Annotated in this window: 12 protein-coding genes; 9 read left to right on the top strand and 3 right to left on the bottom strand. The window is 73.0% G+C overall.

Annotated features, from left to right (window positions below):
• Positions 1-33: 33 nt before the first annotated feature.
• The 9 genes from CGL27_RS36165 to CGL27_RS36205 all read left to right on the top strand — a co-directional run bounded on the left by CGL27_RS36165 (position 34) and on the right by CGL27_RS36205 (position 12317).
• Positions 34-2436: a SpoIIE family protein phosphatase gene (locus CGL27_RS36165; RefSeq protein ID WP_119994724.1), complete on the top strand. Its 2403-nt coding sequence runs from the start codon at positions 34-36 to the stop codon at positions 2434-2436.
• On the top strand, positions 2433-3152 hold the full coding sequence (locus CGL27_RS36170; protein ID WP_119991947.1) for a class I SAM-dependent methyltransferase: 720 nt from the start codon (positions 2433-2435) through the stop codon (positions 3150-3152). The genes CGL27_RS36165 and CGL27_RS36170 overlap by 4 nt, the downstream gene beginning before the upstream one ends.
• A 159-nt stretch (positions 3153-3311) precedes the next feature.
• Positions 3312-4145 (top strand): M55 family metallopeptidase, encoded by an 834-nt coding sequence (locus tag CGL27_RS36175; protein ID WP_119991948.1) that lies wholly within the window; start codon positions 3312-3314, stop codon positions 4143-4145.
• Positions 4138-5478, top strand: a complete 1341-nt coding sequence (locus tag CGL27_RS36180) for a M20/M25/M40 family metallo-hydrolase (protein WP_119991949.1) — start codon at positions 4138-4140, stop codon at positions 5476-5478. The genes CGL27_RS36175 and CGL27_RS36180 overlap by 8 nt, the downstream gene beginning before the upstream one ends.
• A 36-nt stretch (positions 5479-5514) precedes the next feature.
• Positions 5515-7560, top strand: a complete 2046-nt coding sequence (locus tag CGL27_RS36185) for a prolyl oligopeptidase family serine peptidase (RefSeq protein ID WP_119994725.1) — start codon at positions 5515-5517, stop codon at positions 7558-7560.
• Positions 7557-8300 (top strand): 4'-phosphopantetheinyl transferase superfamily protein, encoded by a 744-nt coding sequence (locus tag CGL27_RS36190; protein ID WP_119991950.1) that lies wholly within the window; start codon positions 7557-7559, stop codon positions 8298-8300. The genes CGL27_RS36185 and CGL27_RS36190 overlap by 4 nt, the downstream gene beginning before the upstream one ends.
• Positions 8293-8847, top strand: a complete 555-nt coding sequence (locus tag CGL27_RS36195) for a GNAT family protein (RefSeq protein WP_119991951.1) — start codon at positions 8293-8295, stop codon at positions 8845-8847. Before CGL27_RS36190 ends, CGL27_RS36195 begins: the two co-directional genes overlap by 8 nt.
• A gap of 117 nt (positions 8848-8964) precedes the next feature.
• Positions 8965-11184, top strand: a complete 2220-nt coding sequence (locus tag CGL27_RS36200; RefSeq protein WP_119991952.1) for a DUF5107 domain-containing protein — start codon at positions 8965-8967, stop codon at positions 11182-11184.
• A gap of 680 nt (positions 11185-11864) precedes the next feature.
• A complete protein-coding gene (locus CGL27_RS36205; RefSeq protein WP_119991953.1) occupies positions 11865-12317 on the top strand; it encodes a DUF5709 domain-containing protein in 453 nt (150 codons plus the stop codon).
• A 32-nt stretch (positions 12318-12349) separates the two neighbouring features.
• Here the strand turns inward: CGL27_RS36205 and CGL27_RS36210 are convergent, their stop codons facing one another.
• The 3 genes from CGL27_RS36210 to CGL27_RS36220 form a co-directional block, all read right to left on the bottom strand.
• Positions 12350-12703: a VOC family protein gene (locus tag CGL27_RS36210; protein WP_014055744.1), complete on the bottom strand. Its 354-nt coding sequence runs from the start codon at positions 12701-12703 to the stop codon at positions 12350-12352.
• A gap of 23 nt (positions 12704-12726) precedes the next feature.
• A complete protein-coding gene (locus tag CGL27_RS36215) occupies positions 12727-13542 on the bottom strand; it encodes a class I SAM-dependent methyltransferase (protein ID WP_078640303.1) in 816 nt (271 codons plus the stop codon).
• A 238-nt stretch (positions 13543-13780) separates the two neighbouring features.
• On the bottom strand, positions 13781-14164 hold the full coding sequence (locus CGL27_RS36220) for a CBS domain-containing protein (RefSeq protein ID WP_078640302.1): 384 nt from the start codon (positions 14162-14164) through the stop codon (positions 13781-13783).
• Positions 14165-14290 lie beyond the last annotated feature (126 nt).

The following is a 14290-nucleotide window of genomic DNA, read 5'->3' on the forward strand; positions in this document are numbered from 1 at the left end:
GTGCCGGAGCAGTGCAGGGGTGTCCACGGGAGGATGCCGCTCGCGGTCGTCGTCATCGATGCCGAAGGGCGCGTCACGCATTGGAGTTCGGGGGCCCGCAGGCTCTTCGGACCCACGCGCGAACAGGCCGTCGGCTGCCCCGCCGTCGACCTGATGCCGGTCTCGGGGGCGTTACGCGGCGCGGAGGTGCGCACCGACGCGACGGGCCACCCGGAACTCGACGATTCGCGGCTCGGCGCCATGTACTACCCCACCGCGGGGCGGGCCCGTATGGCGGATCCGGCGCATGGCCAGGCGGACGTCCTGTGGTGGGCGTATCCGCTGGTGGGCCCCGGGCCGGAGCGGCTGCTGGTACTGGCGACGGACGCCAACGGAGTGGGCGGGGACGCGCTGGAACCGGACGGGCGGATCGCACCCGGCTTCGCGCTGCACACCGAGTTCCCCGGCGCCGAGCGGCTGTCCGGCCGGCTGCCGGACATCCTGCCCAACATGGGCCCGGCCACGGCCGGCCGGATCGTCGCCCAGGTGCTGGAACTGGGCTATCCGGTACTGGAGATCAGCCACCACGAGCGCGTCCCGGTAACGCCGGACTGGGGGATGCCGCGCTACCGCGAGCGCCGGGCGCGCCAGGAGGCCGTACTGCGGCGCGCGGTCACGGCGGACGGCGCACCGGATCGCGTGCACGCCTCCGGGCGGTCGCTGGACCCCGATGAGGTGGACCTGGAGTACGCGGCGGTCCGTGAGCGGCTGGAGTTCCTCAACGAGGTCAGCGGCCGCATCGGCACCTCCCTGGACCTCGCCCGCACCATCCGCGAGGTGACCAGCGCCGCCGTGCCGCGCTTCGCGGACTTCGCCGGTACCCATCTGCGCGCCCAGGTCCTGGCGGGCGAGGGGTTCCCCGACGGCCCGCCCGACGTCACCACCGTCTGGCACCGCGTCTGGGTCGAGCACAACGACGAACCGGGCCGCTGGGACGACACCGTGCCGGTCGGGGAGAGCATCGCGTTTCCCGAGCACACCCCGTTCTTCCAGTGCATGGTCACGGGCGAGCCGGTGCTGATCCCTTACATCAGCGACGAGGTGGGCGACCGGATCGCCGGGCAGTTCGAGAAGCGCGACCTCAGGCCGCTGATCAACGGCCGGTCGATCCTGATCGTGCCGCTCAAGGCGCGCGATGTGGTGCTGGGCTTCATGGTGTTGCTGCGGCGCCCCGGGCGTGAGCCGTTCGACGACATGGACCGCACGACCGGCGCCGAACTGGCCGCCCGCGCAGGTCTCGTCCTGGACAACGCCCGGATGTACACCTACCAGGAGAACGTCGCCGAGACGCTCCAGGACAGCATGCTGCCCCAGGTGACCCCGCGCATGGCGGGCTGCGACACCGCGACCCGCTATCTGCCCGGGACCCGGCTCGGCCGGGTCGGCGGAGACTGGTTCGACACCATCAAGCTGCCCGGGTCGCGCACCGCGCTGGTGGTCGGCGATGTGATGGGGCACGGGCTCACCTCGGCGGCGATGATGGGGCAGTTGCGCACCGCCGTGCAGACCATGGCCGCGCTCGATCTGCCGCCCGCCCAACTCCTGCGCAATCTCGACGACCTGGCCCAGCGGCTCGGCGAGCACTATCTGGCCACCTGTCTGTACGCCGTCTACGACCCTGTCTGCTCCGAGCTGGTGCTCTCCAACGCGGGCCATATCCCGCCCGTGCTGGTGCGGGCCCAGGACGGCCGCAGCGAACTGCTGGACCTGCCGACCGGGGCGCCGATCGGCGTGGGCGGGGTGCCCTTCGAGGCGGTGACGGTACGGGTGGAGCCCGGGGACCGGCTGGTGCTGTGCACGGACGGCCTGGTCGAGGTGCGCGGCCAGGACATCGGCGCCGGGATCGCCGCGCTGTGCGAGTCCGCGGCGCATCCGGCGGCGTCCATGGACGACGCGTGCGACACCATCATCCGGGCGCTGGCCGCCGCCTCCCGGGACGAGGACGGCCGTGACGGCCGTAAGGACGACGTGGCGCTGCTGATGGCCCGGCTGGGCGGCATACCGGCCGAGCAGGTCGCCCAATGGCGGCTCGCGCTGGACCCGAGCGAGGTCGGGCGGGCCCGCCGGCTCGTCCGCGAGCGGCTGCTGCGGTGGGGGCTGCCGGAGTCCGTGGAGACCGCCGAGCTTCTGGTGAGCGAGGCGGTGACCAACGCGATACGGCATGCCCACACCCACCATGTGCGGCTGCGCCTGGTCCGCACCGACGCCCTGCTGTGCGAGGTCACCGACGACGACCACGAACTGCCGGCGCTGCTGAGCGCGGACCGTGACGACGAGAACGGGCGCGGGCTGCGAGTGATCAGCAAACTGGCGCGCGAGTGGGGTACGAGTCGCACGGGGCGCGGTAAAACGGTGTGGTTCGAACAGGCGCTGGCACACCCAGGGGAGCGGCGATGAGCGTCTCGGAGCGCTACCGGCAGGCGTGGGAGAGCTACTGGCAGCAGACCTCGGATGCCCCGGGGGACGCCATCTGGGACGCGGACCCCTCGCTGAGCGCCGCCCCGCATCTGGACCTGCTGGCGCCGTACGCCGACCCCTCGCTGCCGATCGTCGACCTGGGCTGCGGCAACGGCACCCAGACCCGCTATCTGGCCGCCCGCTTCGGACGGGCGGTGGGCGTCGACCTGTCCCGCGCCGCGGTGGAGCACGCGAGGCACGCCGATCCGGCGGGCACGGCGGAGTACCGGCAGTTGAGCCTGACGGACGCGGCCGGGGTGGCGGAACTGGCCCGGCGGCTCGGCGACGCCAATGTGTATATGCGCGCCGTCATCCACCAGAGCGACGCCGCCGACCGGCGTCCGGTCGCGGAGGCGGTGGCCACGCTGCTGGGGCGGCGCGGGCGGGGGTTCGTCGCGGAGCTGACGGCGGACTCCAAGGCCGTGCTGGCGGAGCTGGCGGCGAGCCCGGGCGGTCCGCCGCTGAAGCTGCGCCGGGTCTTCGACCACGGGCTGCGGCCGGCCGACGCGGCGGACAAGGAGGTGCCGGAGGTGCTGGCGGAGGCCGGGCTGGAGATCCTCGCCGAGGGCCCGACGGCGCTGGCCCAGACGGAGCAGTGGCCGGACGGCTCACGGGTCGAGCTCCCGGCCCGCTGGTTCGTGGTGTCGCGGGTGTAGGGCCCTTGCCCGCGGGCGGTCGGGGCGTGTGCCCGCGGGCGGTTGGGGCGCGGCGGGCGCGCGCCGGACGAGGCGGGCATGGGCCGGTCCCGGCAGTGGACTGGACCAGTTATCCACAGGGGTGGTTCGGGTCGGGCGCGGCGCGTAACGTGACGAGGCATGAAGATCCTCATCAGCGCCGACATGGAGGGCGCCACCGGCGTCACCTGGCCGGCTGATGTGCTGCCCGGCACCCCCCAGTGGGAGCGCTGCCGCCGTCTGTTCACCTCCGATGTGAGCGCGGCCGTCACCGGATTCCTCGACGGCGGTGCGGACGAGGTGCTCATCAACGAGGCGCATTGGACCATGCGCAATCTGCTGCTGGAAGAGCTGGACGATCGAGCCCAGATGCTCACCGGCCGGCACAAGAGCCTGAGCATGGTCGAGGGCGTGCAGCACGGTGATGTGGACGGAGTGGCGTTCGTCGGCTATCACACCGGCGCGGGCACCGAGGGCGTCCTCGCCCACACCTACCTCGCCAACTCCATCACCGGAGTGTGGGTGAACGGCGCGCGGGCGAGCGAAGGCCGGCTCAACGCCCTGGTGGCAGCCGAGTACGGGGTGCCGGTGGTGCTGGTGACCGGGGACGACAAGACCTGTGAGGACGCCGGAGACTATGCGCCGGGCGCCCGTTCGATCGCGGTCAAGGACTATGTCTCGCGCTATGCGGCGGTCTGCCGCACCCCCGCCCGCACGGCGGCGGACATCCGGGCGGCGGCGCGGGAGGCGGCGGTGCTGGCGGTGCGCCACGAGCCCGCCCGCGGCGGGCCGTTCACGGTGGAGCTGGAATTCGACGCCGAGCATCTGGTGGGGGCGGCGAGCGTCGTGCCGGGCGTGGAGCGCAGTGGCGAGCGTCGCGTCGCGTACACCTCACCGACCATGTACGAGGGGATCCGCTGCTTCAAGGCCGTCACGACGGTCGTCTCGGCCGCGGTGGAGGAGCAATATGGCTGACACGGACCGTCCGGAGACCATCGACGCCCAGACGCTCGACGAGGTGGTGCGGTTCACCTCCGAGCTGATCAGGATCGACACCACCAACCGCGGCGGGGGTGACTGCTCGGAGCGCCCGGCCGCCGAGTATGTGGCGGAGATGCTCGGCGATGTGGAGATCGAGCCCACCTTGCTGGAGCGCTCGCCGGGGCGCACCAACGTCGTGGCCCGGATCGAGGGCACCGATCCGTCCGCGCCCGCGCTGCTGGTCCACGGCCATCTGGACGTGGTGCCCGCCGAGCCCGCCGACTGGACCGTGCACCCCTTCTCCGGGGAGGTGCGCGACGGCGTCGTCTGGGGCCGGGGCGCCATCGACATGAAGAACATGGACGCGATGGTGCTCGCGGTCGTGCGGGCCTGGGCGCGGACGGGCGTGCGGCCGCGCCGGGACATCGTGCTGGCCTTCACCGCCGATGAGGAGGACAGCGCCGCCTGGGGCTCCGGCTTCCTCGCCGAGCGCCACGCCGACCTCTTCGAGGGCTGCACCGAGGGCATCAGCGAGTCCGGAGCCTTCACCTTCCACGCCGGGCCCGGGGCGCGGATCTACCCCATCGGGGCGGGGGAGCGCGGCACGGCCTGGCTGAAGCTCGCCGCGCACGGCCGCGCCGGACACGGCTCCAAGGTCAACCGGGACAACGCGGTCAGCCGGCTGGCCGCCGCCGTCGCCCGGATCGGCGAGCACCGCTGGCCGGTCCGGCTGACGCCCACGGTGAAGGCCGCGCTCACCGAACTGGCCGCGCTCCAGGGCATCCCGGCCGATGTGGACGCCGCGGACTTCGACGTCGACGCCCTGCTGGCCAAGCTGGGGCCCGCCGCCGCCCTGATCGAGCCGACCGTGCGCAACAGCGCCAACCCCACGGTGCTGGAGGCCGGTTACAAGGTCAATGTGATCCCCGGCAGCGCCACCGCCTATGTGGACGGGCGGATGCTGCCCGGCGGCGAGGACGAATTCCACGACACCCTGGACCGGCTCACCGGACCGGACGTGGAGTGGGAGTTCCACCACCGCGAGTGCCCGCTGGAGGCGCCGATCGACACCCCCACCTACCGGGCGATGCGTGCCGCCGTCGAGCACTTCGACCCGGGCGCCCACGCCGTGCCGTACTGCATGTCGGGCGGCACCGACGCCAAGCAGTTCTCCCGGCTCGGCATCGCCGGATACGGCTTCTCACCGCTGCGCCTGCCCGAGGGCTTCGACTACCAGGCGCTCTACCACGCCGTGGACGAGCGGGTCCCGGTGGAGGCCCTGCACTTCGGCGTCCGGGTGCTCGACCACTTCCTGCAGAGGGCGTGAGGATCGGTGCGAACGGTGCAGCAGCAGACGGCCGTCATGGCCCCCTACGGAGCCTGGAGTTCCCCGGTCGACGCCGCGCTCGTCGCCTCGTACGACGGCCATCCGGAGTATGTGGGCACGGTCGGCGAGGAGGTGTGGTGGACCGCGCCGCGCCCCGGCGAGGGCGGCCGCCGCGCCCTGATCCGGCGGCGGACCGACGGCGCGGAGGTCCCGGTGCTGGCCCCGCCGTGGAATGTGCGCAGCAAGGTGATGGGGTACGGCGGGATGCCCTGGGCCGCGGTGGACCGCGCGAGCGGCGGCCCGCTGGTGGTGTTCGTCCACTTCGCCGACCAGCGGTTGTACATCCATGAGCCGGACGCCCCGGCCGGGGGCGCGCCGCGCCCGCTGACCCCGCTGTCGGCGGTGGGGGAGGGGCTGCGCTGGGCGGATCCGGTGCTGCGCCCGGAGCGCGGCGAGGTGTGGTGTGTGCTGGAGGAGTTCACGGGCGAGGGGCCGACGGATGTGCGGCGGGTGATCGCCGCCGTACCGCTGGACGGTTCGGCCGCCGAAGATCGCGCGGCGGTGCGCGAGCTGACCGACGACCGGCATCGGTTCCTCACCGGACCCCGGCTCTCGCCCGACGGCCGGCGGGCCGCCTGGATCGTCTGGGACCACCCCCGGATGCCCTGGGACGGCACGGAGGTGATGCTGGCCGATGTCGCGGAGGACGGCTCCTTCACCGGCGCCCGGACGGTGCTGGGCGGGCCGGATGAGTCGGTCGCCCAGATCGAGTGGGCCGAGGACGGCGCGCTGCTCGCGGCCACCGACCGCACCGGCTGGTGGAATCTGCACCGTCTGGAGCCGCCGGCGGAGGGGACCGGTGCGCGGGAATGGGCCCGGGCCGGTCGGCCGGTGGCGCTGTGCCCCCGCGAGGAGGAGTTCGGCGGGCCGCTGTGGAAGCTGGGCCACCGCTGGTTCGCCCCGCTGGCCGGCGGTCTGATCGCGGTGCTGCACGGCCGGGGCGCGGCGGCCCTCGGCATCCTCGATCCACGGACCGGCGGGACGGCCGATGTGCCGGGCCCCTGGACCGAATGGGAGCCGACGCTGGCCGTGAACGGCACGCGCGTGGTCGGCGTCGCGGCGAGCCCGCACAGTGGCCATGAGGTGATGGAGCTGGACGTCTGCACCGGCCGCTCCCGGGTCATCGGCAACGCGTACACCGACCCCGTGGACCCCGCGTACTATCCCCGGCCGCTGGCCCGCACCTTCACCGGACCGGACGGCCGGGAGATCCACGCCCAGCTCCATCCACCGCGCCATCCAGGCCACACCGCACCGGACGGAGAGCTTCCGCCGTATGTGATCTGGGCCCACGGCGGGCCCACCGGCCGCGCCCCGCTCGTGCTCGACCTGGAGATCGCCTATTTCACCTCACGTGGCATCGGCGTCGCCGAGGTCAACTACGGGGGCTCCACGGGCTATGGCCGCGTCTACCGCGAGCGGCTGCGCGAGCAGTGGGGCGTGGTCGACGTCGAGGACTGCGCCGCCGTCGCCGGGGCGCTCGCCGACGAGGGCATCGCCGACCGCGCCCGGCTCGCGATCCGCGGCGGCAGCGCGGGCGGCTGGACGGCGGCGGCCTCCCTCACCGCCACGGATCTCTACGCCTGCGCCACCGTCACCTACCCCATCCTCGACCTGGTCTCCTGGGCCACCGGCGGCACCCATGACTTCGAGTCGCGCTACACCGAATCGCTGGTCGGCCCGCTCGCGGAGGTGGCGGACCGCTACCGCGAGCGCTCCCCGCTGCACCGGGCCGACCGCATCGGCTCGCCCTTTGTCCTGCTCCAGGGGCTGGACGACACCATCTGCCCGCCCGAGCAGTGCGAGCGGTTCCTGGAGGCGGTCTCCGGGCGCGGCATCCCGCACGCCTACCTCACCTTCGAGGGCGAGGGCCATGGCTTCCGCCGCGCCGATACGATGATCCGCGCCCTGGAGGCCGAATTGTCGCTGTACATCCAGACCTTCGGGCTGATCAGATCCGATGTGCCTACCCTGGAGCTGCTGACATCAGCGGCCCCGAACTCCACTGGAGGAGCGAGTTGACACCCCCATCGGCCCCGCGCATCGTCGGCTCCGAGCCGCTGCCCACCGCCGTCGCCGGTGCCTGGCCGCAGGGCGGCGAGCCCGAGACCTGGCTGCTCAGCGTCTCCCGGTACACCGCGGCCATGGACGCGGGCGCGCCCGGCACGATCCTGGACGCCGAGGAGCGGGAGCGGGCCGCGAAGTTCCTGCGGGCGGAGGACCGCGAGCGCTATACGGCGGCTCATCTGGGGCTGCGGGAGCTGCTCGGCGCCTATCTGGGCTTGCCCCCGGCCGACGTTCCGTTCACCCGCGAGACATGTCCCGGCTGCGGTGGGCCGCACGGCCGCCCCGCCGTGTCCGGCACGCCGCTGCACTTCAACATGTCGCACGCCGGTGATCTGGTGCTCTTCGCCTTCGCGGGCTCCCCGGTCGGCGTGGATGTGGAGAAGCTGCAGCCCGCCTCGGTGGTCGATCAGGTCGCCGAGAGCCTGCATCCCAAGGAGCGCGCCGAGCTGGACGCGCTGGCGCCGGCCGACCGGCCCGCCGCCTTCGCCCGCTGCTGGACCCGTAAGGAGGCCTATCTCAAGGGCCTGGGCACCGGCCTGTCCCGGGACCCGGCGGTCAACTACGTCGGTACCGGGCTCGCCCCCGTGCCCGTCGGCCCGTGGGCGATGACCGACATCCCCGTGGGCGAGGCCATATCCGGTGGCTCCGGCTATGCGGCGGCCATGGCGCTGCTGTCATCATTGCCGCATGCCTGACGTCCGGTATGTCACCGAGGGAACCCGGGCGGCCATCCGCCGCACCACCCGCGCGGACGGTGCGGAGTTCGTCAGGCGCGCCCGGGAGAGCATGGAGTTCCACCGACCCTGGCTCACCCTCCCCACCACCGAGCGGGCCTATCTGCAGTACATCGCCCAGCTTGAGCGCGAGGACCGCGAGGGCTTCCTCGTCTGTGCCCGGGAAACCGGGGACATGGTCGGCTTCATCAACATCAACAACATCGTGCGCGGCGCCTTCCAGTGCGGCTCGATCGGCTACGGGGCCTTTCCGCCCGCTGCCGGACAGGGCTATATGTCCGAGGCACTGGGGCTCGTTCTGCGCCATGCCTTCGGGCCGCTGGGGCTGCACCGCGTCGAGGTCAACATCCAGCCGGGCAACAAGGCGTCGTTGGGGCTGGTGAAGCGCCATGGCTTCCGGCTGGAAGGGTTTTCCCCAGACTTCCTCTATATCGAGGGCGCGTGGCGCGACCATGAGCGCTGGGCCATGACCAGCGACATGCTGGACCAGCCGACCGGTCCTGGCTGACGGGGCACCATGATCGGTCCGAAGCGGCTCTGTTCAGCGGGCCCCACGACGTTGTTCCATGGTCATCGGACGGTCGCCGCACCGAGGTGACCCAAGGCAGTCGGAGCGAGGCAGCCCGTGGCCACGAGCGTGCGACGTACCACCCTGACCCTTCCCACCGCCCCCGTCGGGCCCGACAACCCCCTGCCCGCGCTGCGCCCCCTCGACGAGGTGCACCGCGTGGACGACCGTGTCTGGGCCACGCTCCCCTCCGACATGGCCCGTCAGGTCGCCCATGCCCCCCTGCGGTCGGTGCTGCCGGTGCGGCTGCGCGACGGCTACGCCCGCGACCGCGCCCCCGCCACGCTCGACGCCATCGTCCTGGAGAACGACCGGTTGCGGGCCACGGTGCTGCCCGGGCTCGGCGGCCGGGTCCACTCGCTGATCCACAAGGCCACCGGCGATTCCGCCGACACCGAGCTGCTGTACCGCAACCCGGTGCTCCAGCCCGCCGACTTCGCCCTCAACGGCGCCTGGTTCTCCGGCGGGATCGAGTGGAACATCGGCGCCACCGGCCACACCACCCTGTCCTGCGCACCGCTGCACGCCGCCCGCGTCCCCGCCCCCGACGCCGCCGACGGGGGCGCGATGGTGCGGCTGTGGGAGTGGGAGCGGCTGCGCGATCTGCCCTTCCAGGTGGATCTGTGGCTGCCCGCCGACTCCGCGTTCCTCTACGTGGGCGTCAGGATCCGCAACCCCCACCACCTCCCCGCCCCCGTCTACTGGTGGTCCAACATCGCCGTCCCCGAGGACGAGCACACCCGCGTCCTCGCCCCCGCCGACGACGCCTGGCACTTCGGCTACGCCCGCAGCCTGAGCAGGGTTCCGGTCCCGGAGTGGGACGGCGCCGACCGCACCTATCCGCTGCGCGGCGCCTACCCCGCCGACTACTTCTACGAGGTGCCCGACGGCACCCGCCGCTGGATCGCCTCCCTCGACGCCGGCGGCAGCGGCCTCGTCCAGACCTCGACCGATCTGCTGCGCGGGCGCAAGCTCTTCGTCTGGGGCGCGGGCCCCGGGGGACGGCGCTGGCAGCAGTGGCTGACCGAGCCCGGCACCGGCGGCTACGCCGAGATCCAGGCCGGGCTCGCCCGCACCCAGCTTGAGCACATCCCGCTGGAGGCGGGCGAGGAGTTCGCCTGGCTGGAGGCGTACGGTCCGCTGACCGCCGACCCGGCCGCCGTCCACGGCACCGACTGGGCCACCGCCCGCCGCGAGACCGAGACCCGGCTCGAGGCGGCGCTGCCGCGCGCCGCGGTAGACGCGGCCTACGCCGCCTGGCGCCCGTACGCCGACGCGGAACCGGCGGAGCAGCTCGCGACCGGCTCCGGGTGGGGCGCGCTGGAGGCCGAGCGGGGCGGGTTCCAGCTGCCCGGTACGCCATTCGACCCGGGCACGTTGGGGGAGGAGCAGGAGCCGTGGCGCCGGTTGCTGCGCACCGGCGCCCTCCCCGACTGGGAGCCGGGCCCCTCCCAGGCCGACCCCGGCGCCTCCCTGGTCGCGCCCGTCTGGCGCGACCTCCTCGAAGCGGCCCCCTCGACCGCGGGCGCCGAATACCACCTGGGCGTCGCCCAGTGGCATGCGGGCGACCGCGCACAGGCCGAGCGCAGCTGGGAGCGGTCGCTGCGGTGCGCCGAAACGCCCTGGGCACTGCGCTGTCTGGCCGTCGCCGACACCGCCTCCGGCCATCCGGCGCGCGCGGCGGACCGGCTGCTGCGCGCCGTACAGCTCCTCCTCGCCTCGGGCACCGTCCCGCCGCCGGAGGCAGACCCGGTGCTCGAAGCGGACCCGGTGCTCGAAGCGGCGGGAGCGGGGCAGGGGCCGGGAGTAGGAGCGGGAACGGGACAGAGGGCGGAGGCGGCCGGAGCGCCGACCGCCGTCTCGCTGGCCGCGCCGCCCGTCGCTGCCGCCGCCGACCCGGTCGCCCTGGAGGCGGCCGAGGCGGCACTCGGCCGGGAGGCGATCGTTGCGCTGCTCGCGGCCGACCGCGCCGACGACGCACGGGCGGTCCTCGACGCCCTGCGCCCCGCCATCCGGGCCCGCGGCCGCTTCCGGCTGCTGCGCGCACAGGTGCTGCTGGCCCAGGGTGACGCCTTCGCAGCCCGCGCCGTCTTCGACGAGGGCTTCGAGGTCTGCGATCTGCGCGAGGGTGACGAAGCGTTGAGCGACACCTGGTACGCGATCGTGGAACGGCTGGTGACGGGGACCGACGAGCCCCTGACCGAGGAGGCAAGGGCCCGGGCCAGGACCGAGCACCCGCTGCCCGGCCGCTACGAGTTCCGCATGCGCCCCACATAGCGGGCCCACGGCCCGCATTGGGACGATCCGGGGTGCGCCCGCAGGCGGCCTCGGCCTCGAGCGGGCCTGCCCGGGGCGTGAGCGTGAGCGGTCTGTGTCCTGTCACTGGCCTGCGGGCCACATGGCGACCTCCCCGGGTTGCGCGCCCCCGCATGGCGCGTGGCTTGGCCGGGTTGTGCTCGCATGCGGTCTTGTCTGGAAGCGGGCCTGCCCGGCTTGCGGCCGCAGGTGGCCTGCACCCTCCAAGTGGCCTGCGGGCCGCAGGGCAGCCTGCCCGGGTTGCGCTCCTGCATGTGGCGCATGGCTTGGCCGGGTTGTGCCCTCAGGCGGCTTCGTCCGGAAGCGGGCCTGTCTGGCTTGTGTCCGGCGGCGGTCTTGGCCGAGAGCGGGCCTGCTTGGGTCGTGCCCGCAGGCGGACTGCGCCGTCCAAGTGGTCTGCGGCCCGCATTGGGGCGGCCCGGTGCGCGCCCGCAGGCGATCTCGCCCGAGAGCGGGCCTGCCCGGGGCGCTGGGGCGAGTGGCCTGCACCTGTGAGTGGGGTGCATCCGCCATGGATGCCGCGCGGCTGCGCTCGCGCCCGCGTTCGGGTTGCGCGGTGCGGCCCGCATAGGGCTGGCCCAAGGGGGTACCCGGTCGTGGATGTCGGCATAGCGCACGAGCGAGCGGAAGGAGCCGCGACCGTGAGGACACCGCATGACCCCGGCGCGGATCCCGAGGACGAGGGGAACCCCGATCTGCAGGACGGTACGCCCGAGCAGCAGCGGGCCGAGGATCCTGAGCAGTTGCCCGTGCCCGGGGACGAGCCGACGATCGCCGAATACCGGGACACCACGAGTGCGGAGACGCATGAGCGGGAGTCGCTCGAGGAGCGCTTGACCGATGAGGAGCCGGAGACGGGGGAGCCGGTCGGCATCGAGGCGGAACGGGCGGGGCTGCTGTACGACGAGCCGGACCCCGACTTCCCGCGCGAGCAGGACGTCTACTCCCAGGAGGGCTCGACCAGCGGGCTGTCCGCCGAGGAGGAGGCGGTCCGGATCAAGAGCGATGAGCTCCGTGATGTAGACGATCTCTACGAGGCGTACGAGGAGTTCGACGACGGGGAGCTCACCGAGGATCCGGGACCGCCCTCCTGACGGGTCTGCCGGACGGTGAGTTCACGGGCGGGTCACGCCATCGGGTTCCGGTCGACGTACTCGAAGATCGAGCCGTCGGGGTGGCGCGCCACCAGGGTCCGGCCCACGGGGGCGGGCAGCGGACCGGCCACGATCTGCCCGCCGACCGCCGTGAGATCCGCGATCGCCTCGTCCACGTCCTTCACCGCGATCGTCGCCGTGATCTTGCGGAGAATCGACAGCTCCGACTCCGGACCGCTCATCAGAAAGAAGCAGCCGACCGCCGCGACCGAGACGGGGCCGCGCTGGAAGCGCACCGCCTCGGCTCCGGTCAGCCGTTCGTAGACGGCGATCGCCGAATCCAGATCGTCGACGCACACGCGGAGTGAAGTCCCCAGAATATCCATGCGGGCGAGCCTAGTTGAACTGCTCAGACGCGGCAGAGGATCTCACCGTGCAGGACGGCGAACCAACCGTCCGGGGCCTCGCCCCACGCCCGCCACGCCTCCGCGATCGACCGCAGTTCCTCCTCGGTGGCATGGCCGCCGTCCACCGCGCGCCGGGCGTAGGAGGAGGCGACCGTGCGGTCCGCCCACAGCCCGCTCCACCACGCCCGCTCCTCCTCGGTGGCGTAGCACCACGCCGAGGCGGTCGAGGTGATGTCGATGTCGGTGAACCCCGCCTCCAGCGCCCAGGAGCGCAGCCTGCGACCGGCGTCCGGCTCGCCGCCGTTGGCCCGCGCGACCCGGTGGTAGAGATCCAGCCAGCCGTCCAGGCCGGGGACGGACGGATACCAGGTCATGGCGGCGTAGTCGGAGTCGCGCACCGCCACGATGCCGCCCGGCGCGCACACCCGTCGCATCTCGCGCAGCGCCCCCACCGGGTCGCCGACGTGCTGCAGCACCTGATGGGCGTGGACCACGCAGAAGGAGTCGTCGGGGTAGTCCAGCGCGTGGACGTCGGCGACCGCGAAGGACACGTTCGTCAGCCCGCGCTCCTCGGCCACCGAGCGGGCCCGCTCCAGGATGGAGTCCTCGGCGTCGACGCCCGTGACCTGCCCCTGGGGGACCAGTTCGGCCAGGTCGGCGGTGATGGTGCCGGGGCCGCAGCCGATGTCCAGGATCCGCATATGGGGCCGGAGGTGGCCGGTCAGATACGCGGCGGAGTTGGCCGCCGTGCGCCAGGTGTGCGAGCGCAGCACCGACTCATGGTGGCCGTGGGTGTAGACGGCGGCGTCCTTCGACATGGCGGAACTCCCCCTTCGGGACCGGTGAGCGGGTGGCTCCACGGTAGAAGGCATCTCGCATCACGAGAAGAACCGTCTCACTATGTAAGCGGTGTGGGTGCCATGCGGAAAGAGGCGGCGGACTCATGGCGAAGGGGCGACGGCGGTCTCATGGCGAAGGGGCGACGGCGGTCTCATGGCGAAGGGGCGGCGGGGGAGGACCCCCCGCCGCCCCTTCGGCGGAACGTGCTGCGGGAATTCAGGGCGGCTCCGTCACATCGCCCAGGCTGATCACGCCCAGCGGACGCCCCGCCTCGACGACCGGAAGCCGCCCCACCGCATGTCGCCGCATCAGCGCGGCCGCCTCGGCCACCTCCTCGTCCGGCCCGATGGTCACCGGGTCCGGAGTGCACACGGCATGGCAGGTGACGGCGAGGGGGTCGATGCCCTCGGCGACGGCGCGGAGGGTGATGTCGCGGTCGGTGAGCACACCGAGCAGCTCCCCGTCGCTGGCGACCAGCACATCGCCGATGCCCTGTGCGCGCATCAGCTGAGCTGCTTCCACCAGCGAGGCATCGGGGTGCACCCAGATCACGGGCCGCGTCATGACTTCCCGCACATAGCGAGGTGGGTCCTGGGCCATCTGTCCACCTCCCCTTCGTGGGTGATGTGCTGCCCGCAGTACCCGCGCGGGGCGGGTGCTATGCGTGCCGGTGTGCGCCGTCCCTCCATAAGCCATGGTCTCGCCGTCCCTCCATGTCTTACGAGG

This window comes from Streptomyces sp. 11-1-2 (assembly GCF_003595545.1).
In the GTDB taxonomy this organism is placed as follows: Bacteria; Actinomycetota; Actinomycetes; order Streptomycetales; family Streptomycetaceae; genus Streptomyces; species Streptomyces hygroscopicus_B.

What these genes read in the sequence shown, in the direction of transcription:
- CGL27_RS36165 (WP_119994724.1), top strand. Translation starts at nt 34, where the DNA reads ATGCCGCTCGCGGTCGTCGTCATCGATGCCGAAGGGCGCGTCACGCAT.
- CGL27_RS36170 (WP_119991947.1), top strand. Translation starts at nt 2,433, where the DNA reads ATGAGCGTCTCGGAGCGCTACCGGCAGGCGTGGGAGAGCTACTGGCAG.
- CGL27_RS36175 (WP_119991948.1), top strand. Translation starts at nt 3,312, where the DNA reads ATGAAGATCCTCATCAGCGCCGACATGGAGGGCGCCACCGGCGTCACC.
- CGL27_RS36180 (WP_119991949.1), top strand. Translation starts at nt 4,138, where the DNA reads ATGGCTGACACGGACCGTCCGGAGACCATCGACGCCCAGACGCTCGAC.
- CGL27_RS36185 (WP_119994725.1), top strand. Translation starts at nt 5,515, where the DNA reads ATGGCCCCCTACGGAGCCTGGAGTTCCCCGGTCGACGCCGCGCTCGTC.
- CGL27_RS36195 (WP_119991951.1), top strand. Translation starts at nt 8,293, where the DNA reads ATGCCTGACGTCCGGTATGTCACCGAGGGAACCCGGGCGGCCATCCGC.
- CGL27_RS36210 (WP_014055744.1), bottom strand. Translation starts at nt 12,703, where the DNA reads ATGGATATTCTGGGGACTTCACTCCGCGTGTGCGTCGACGATCTGGAT.
- CGL27_RS36215 (WP_078640303.1), bottom strand. Translation starts at nt 13,542, where the DNA reads ATGTCGAAGGACGCCGCCGTCTACACCCACGGCCACCATGAGTCGGTG.
- CGL27_RS36220 (WP_078640302.1), bottom strand. Translation starts at nt 14,164, where the DNA reads ATGGCCCAGGACCCACCTCGCTATGTGCGGGAAGTCATGACGCGGCCC.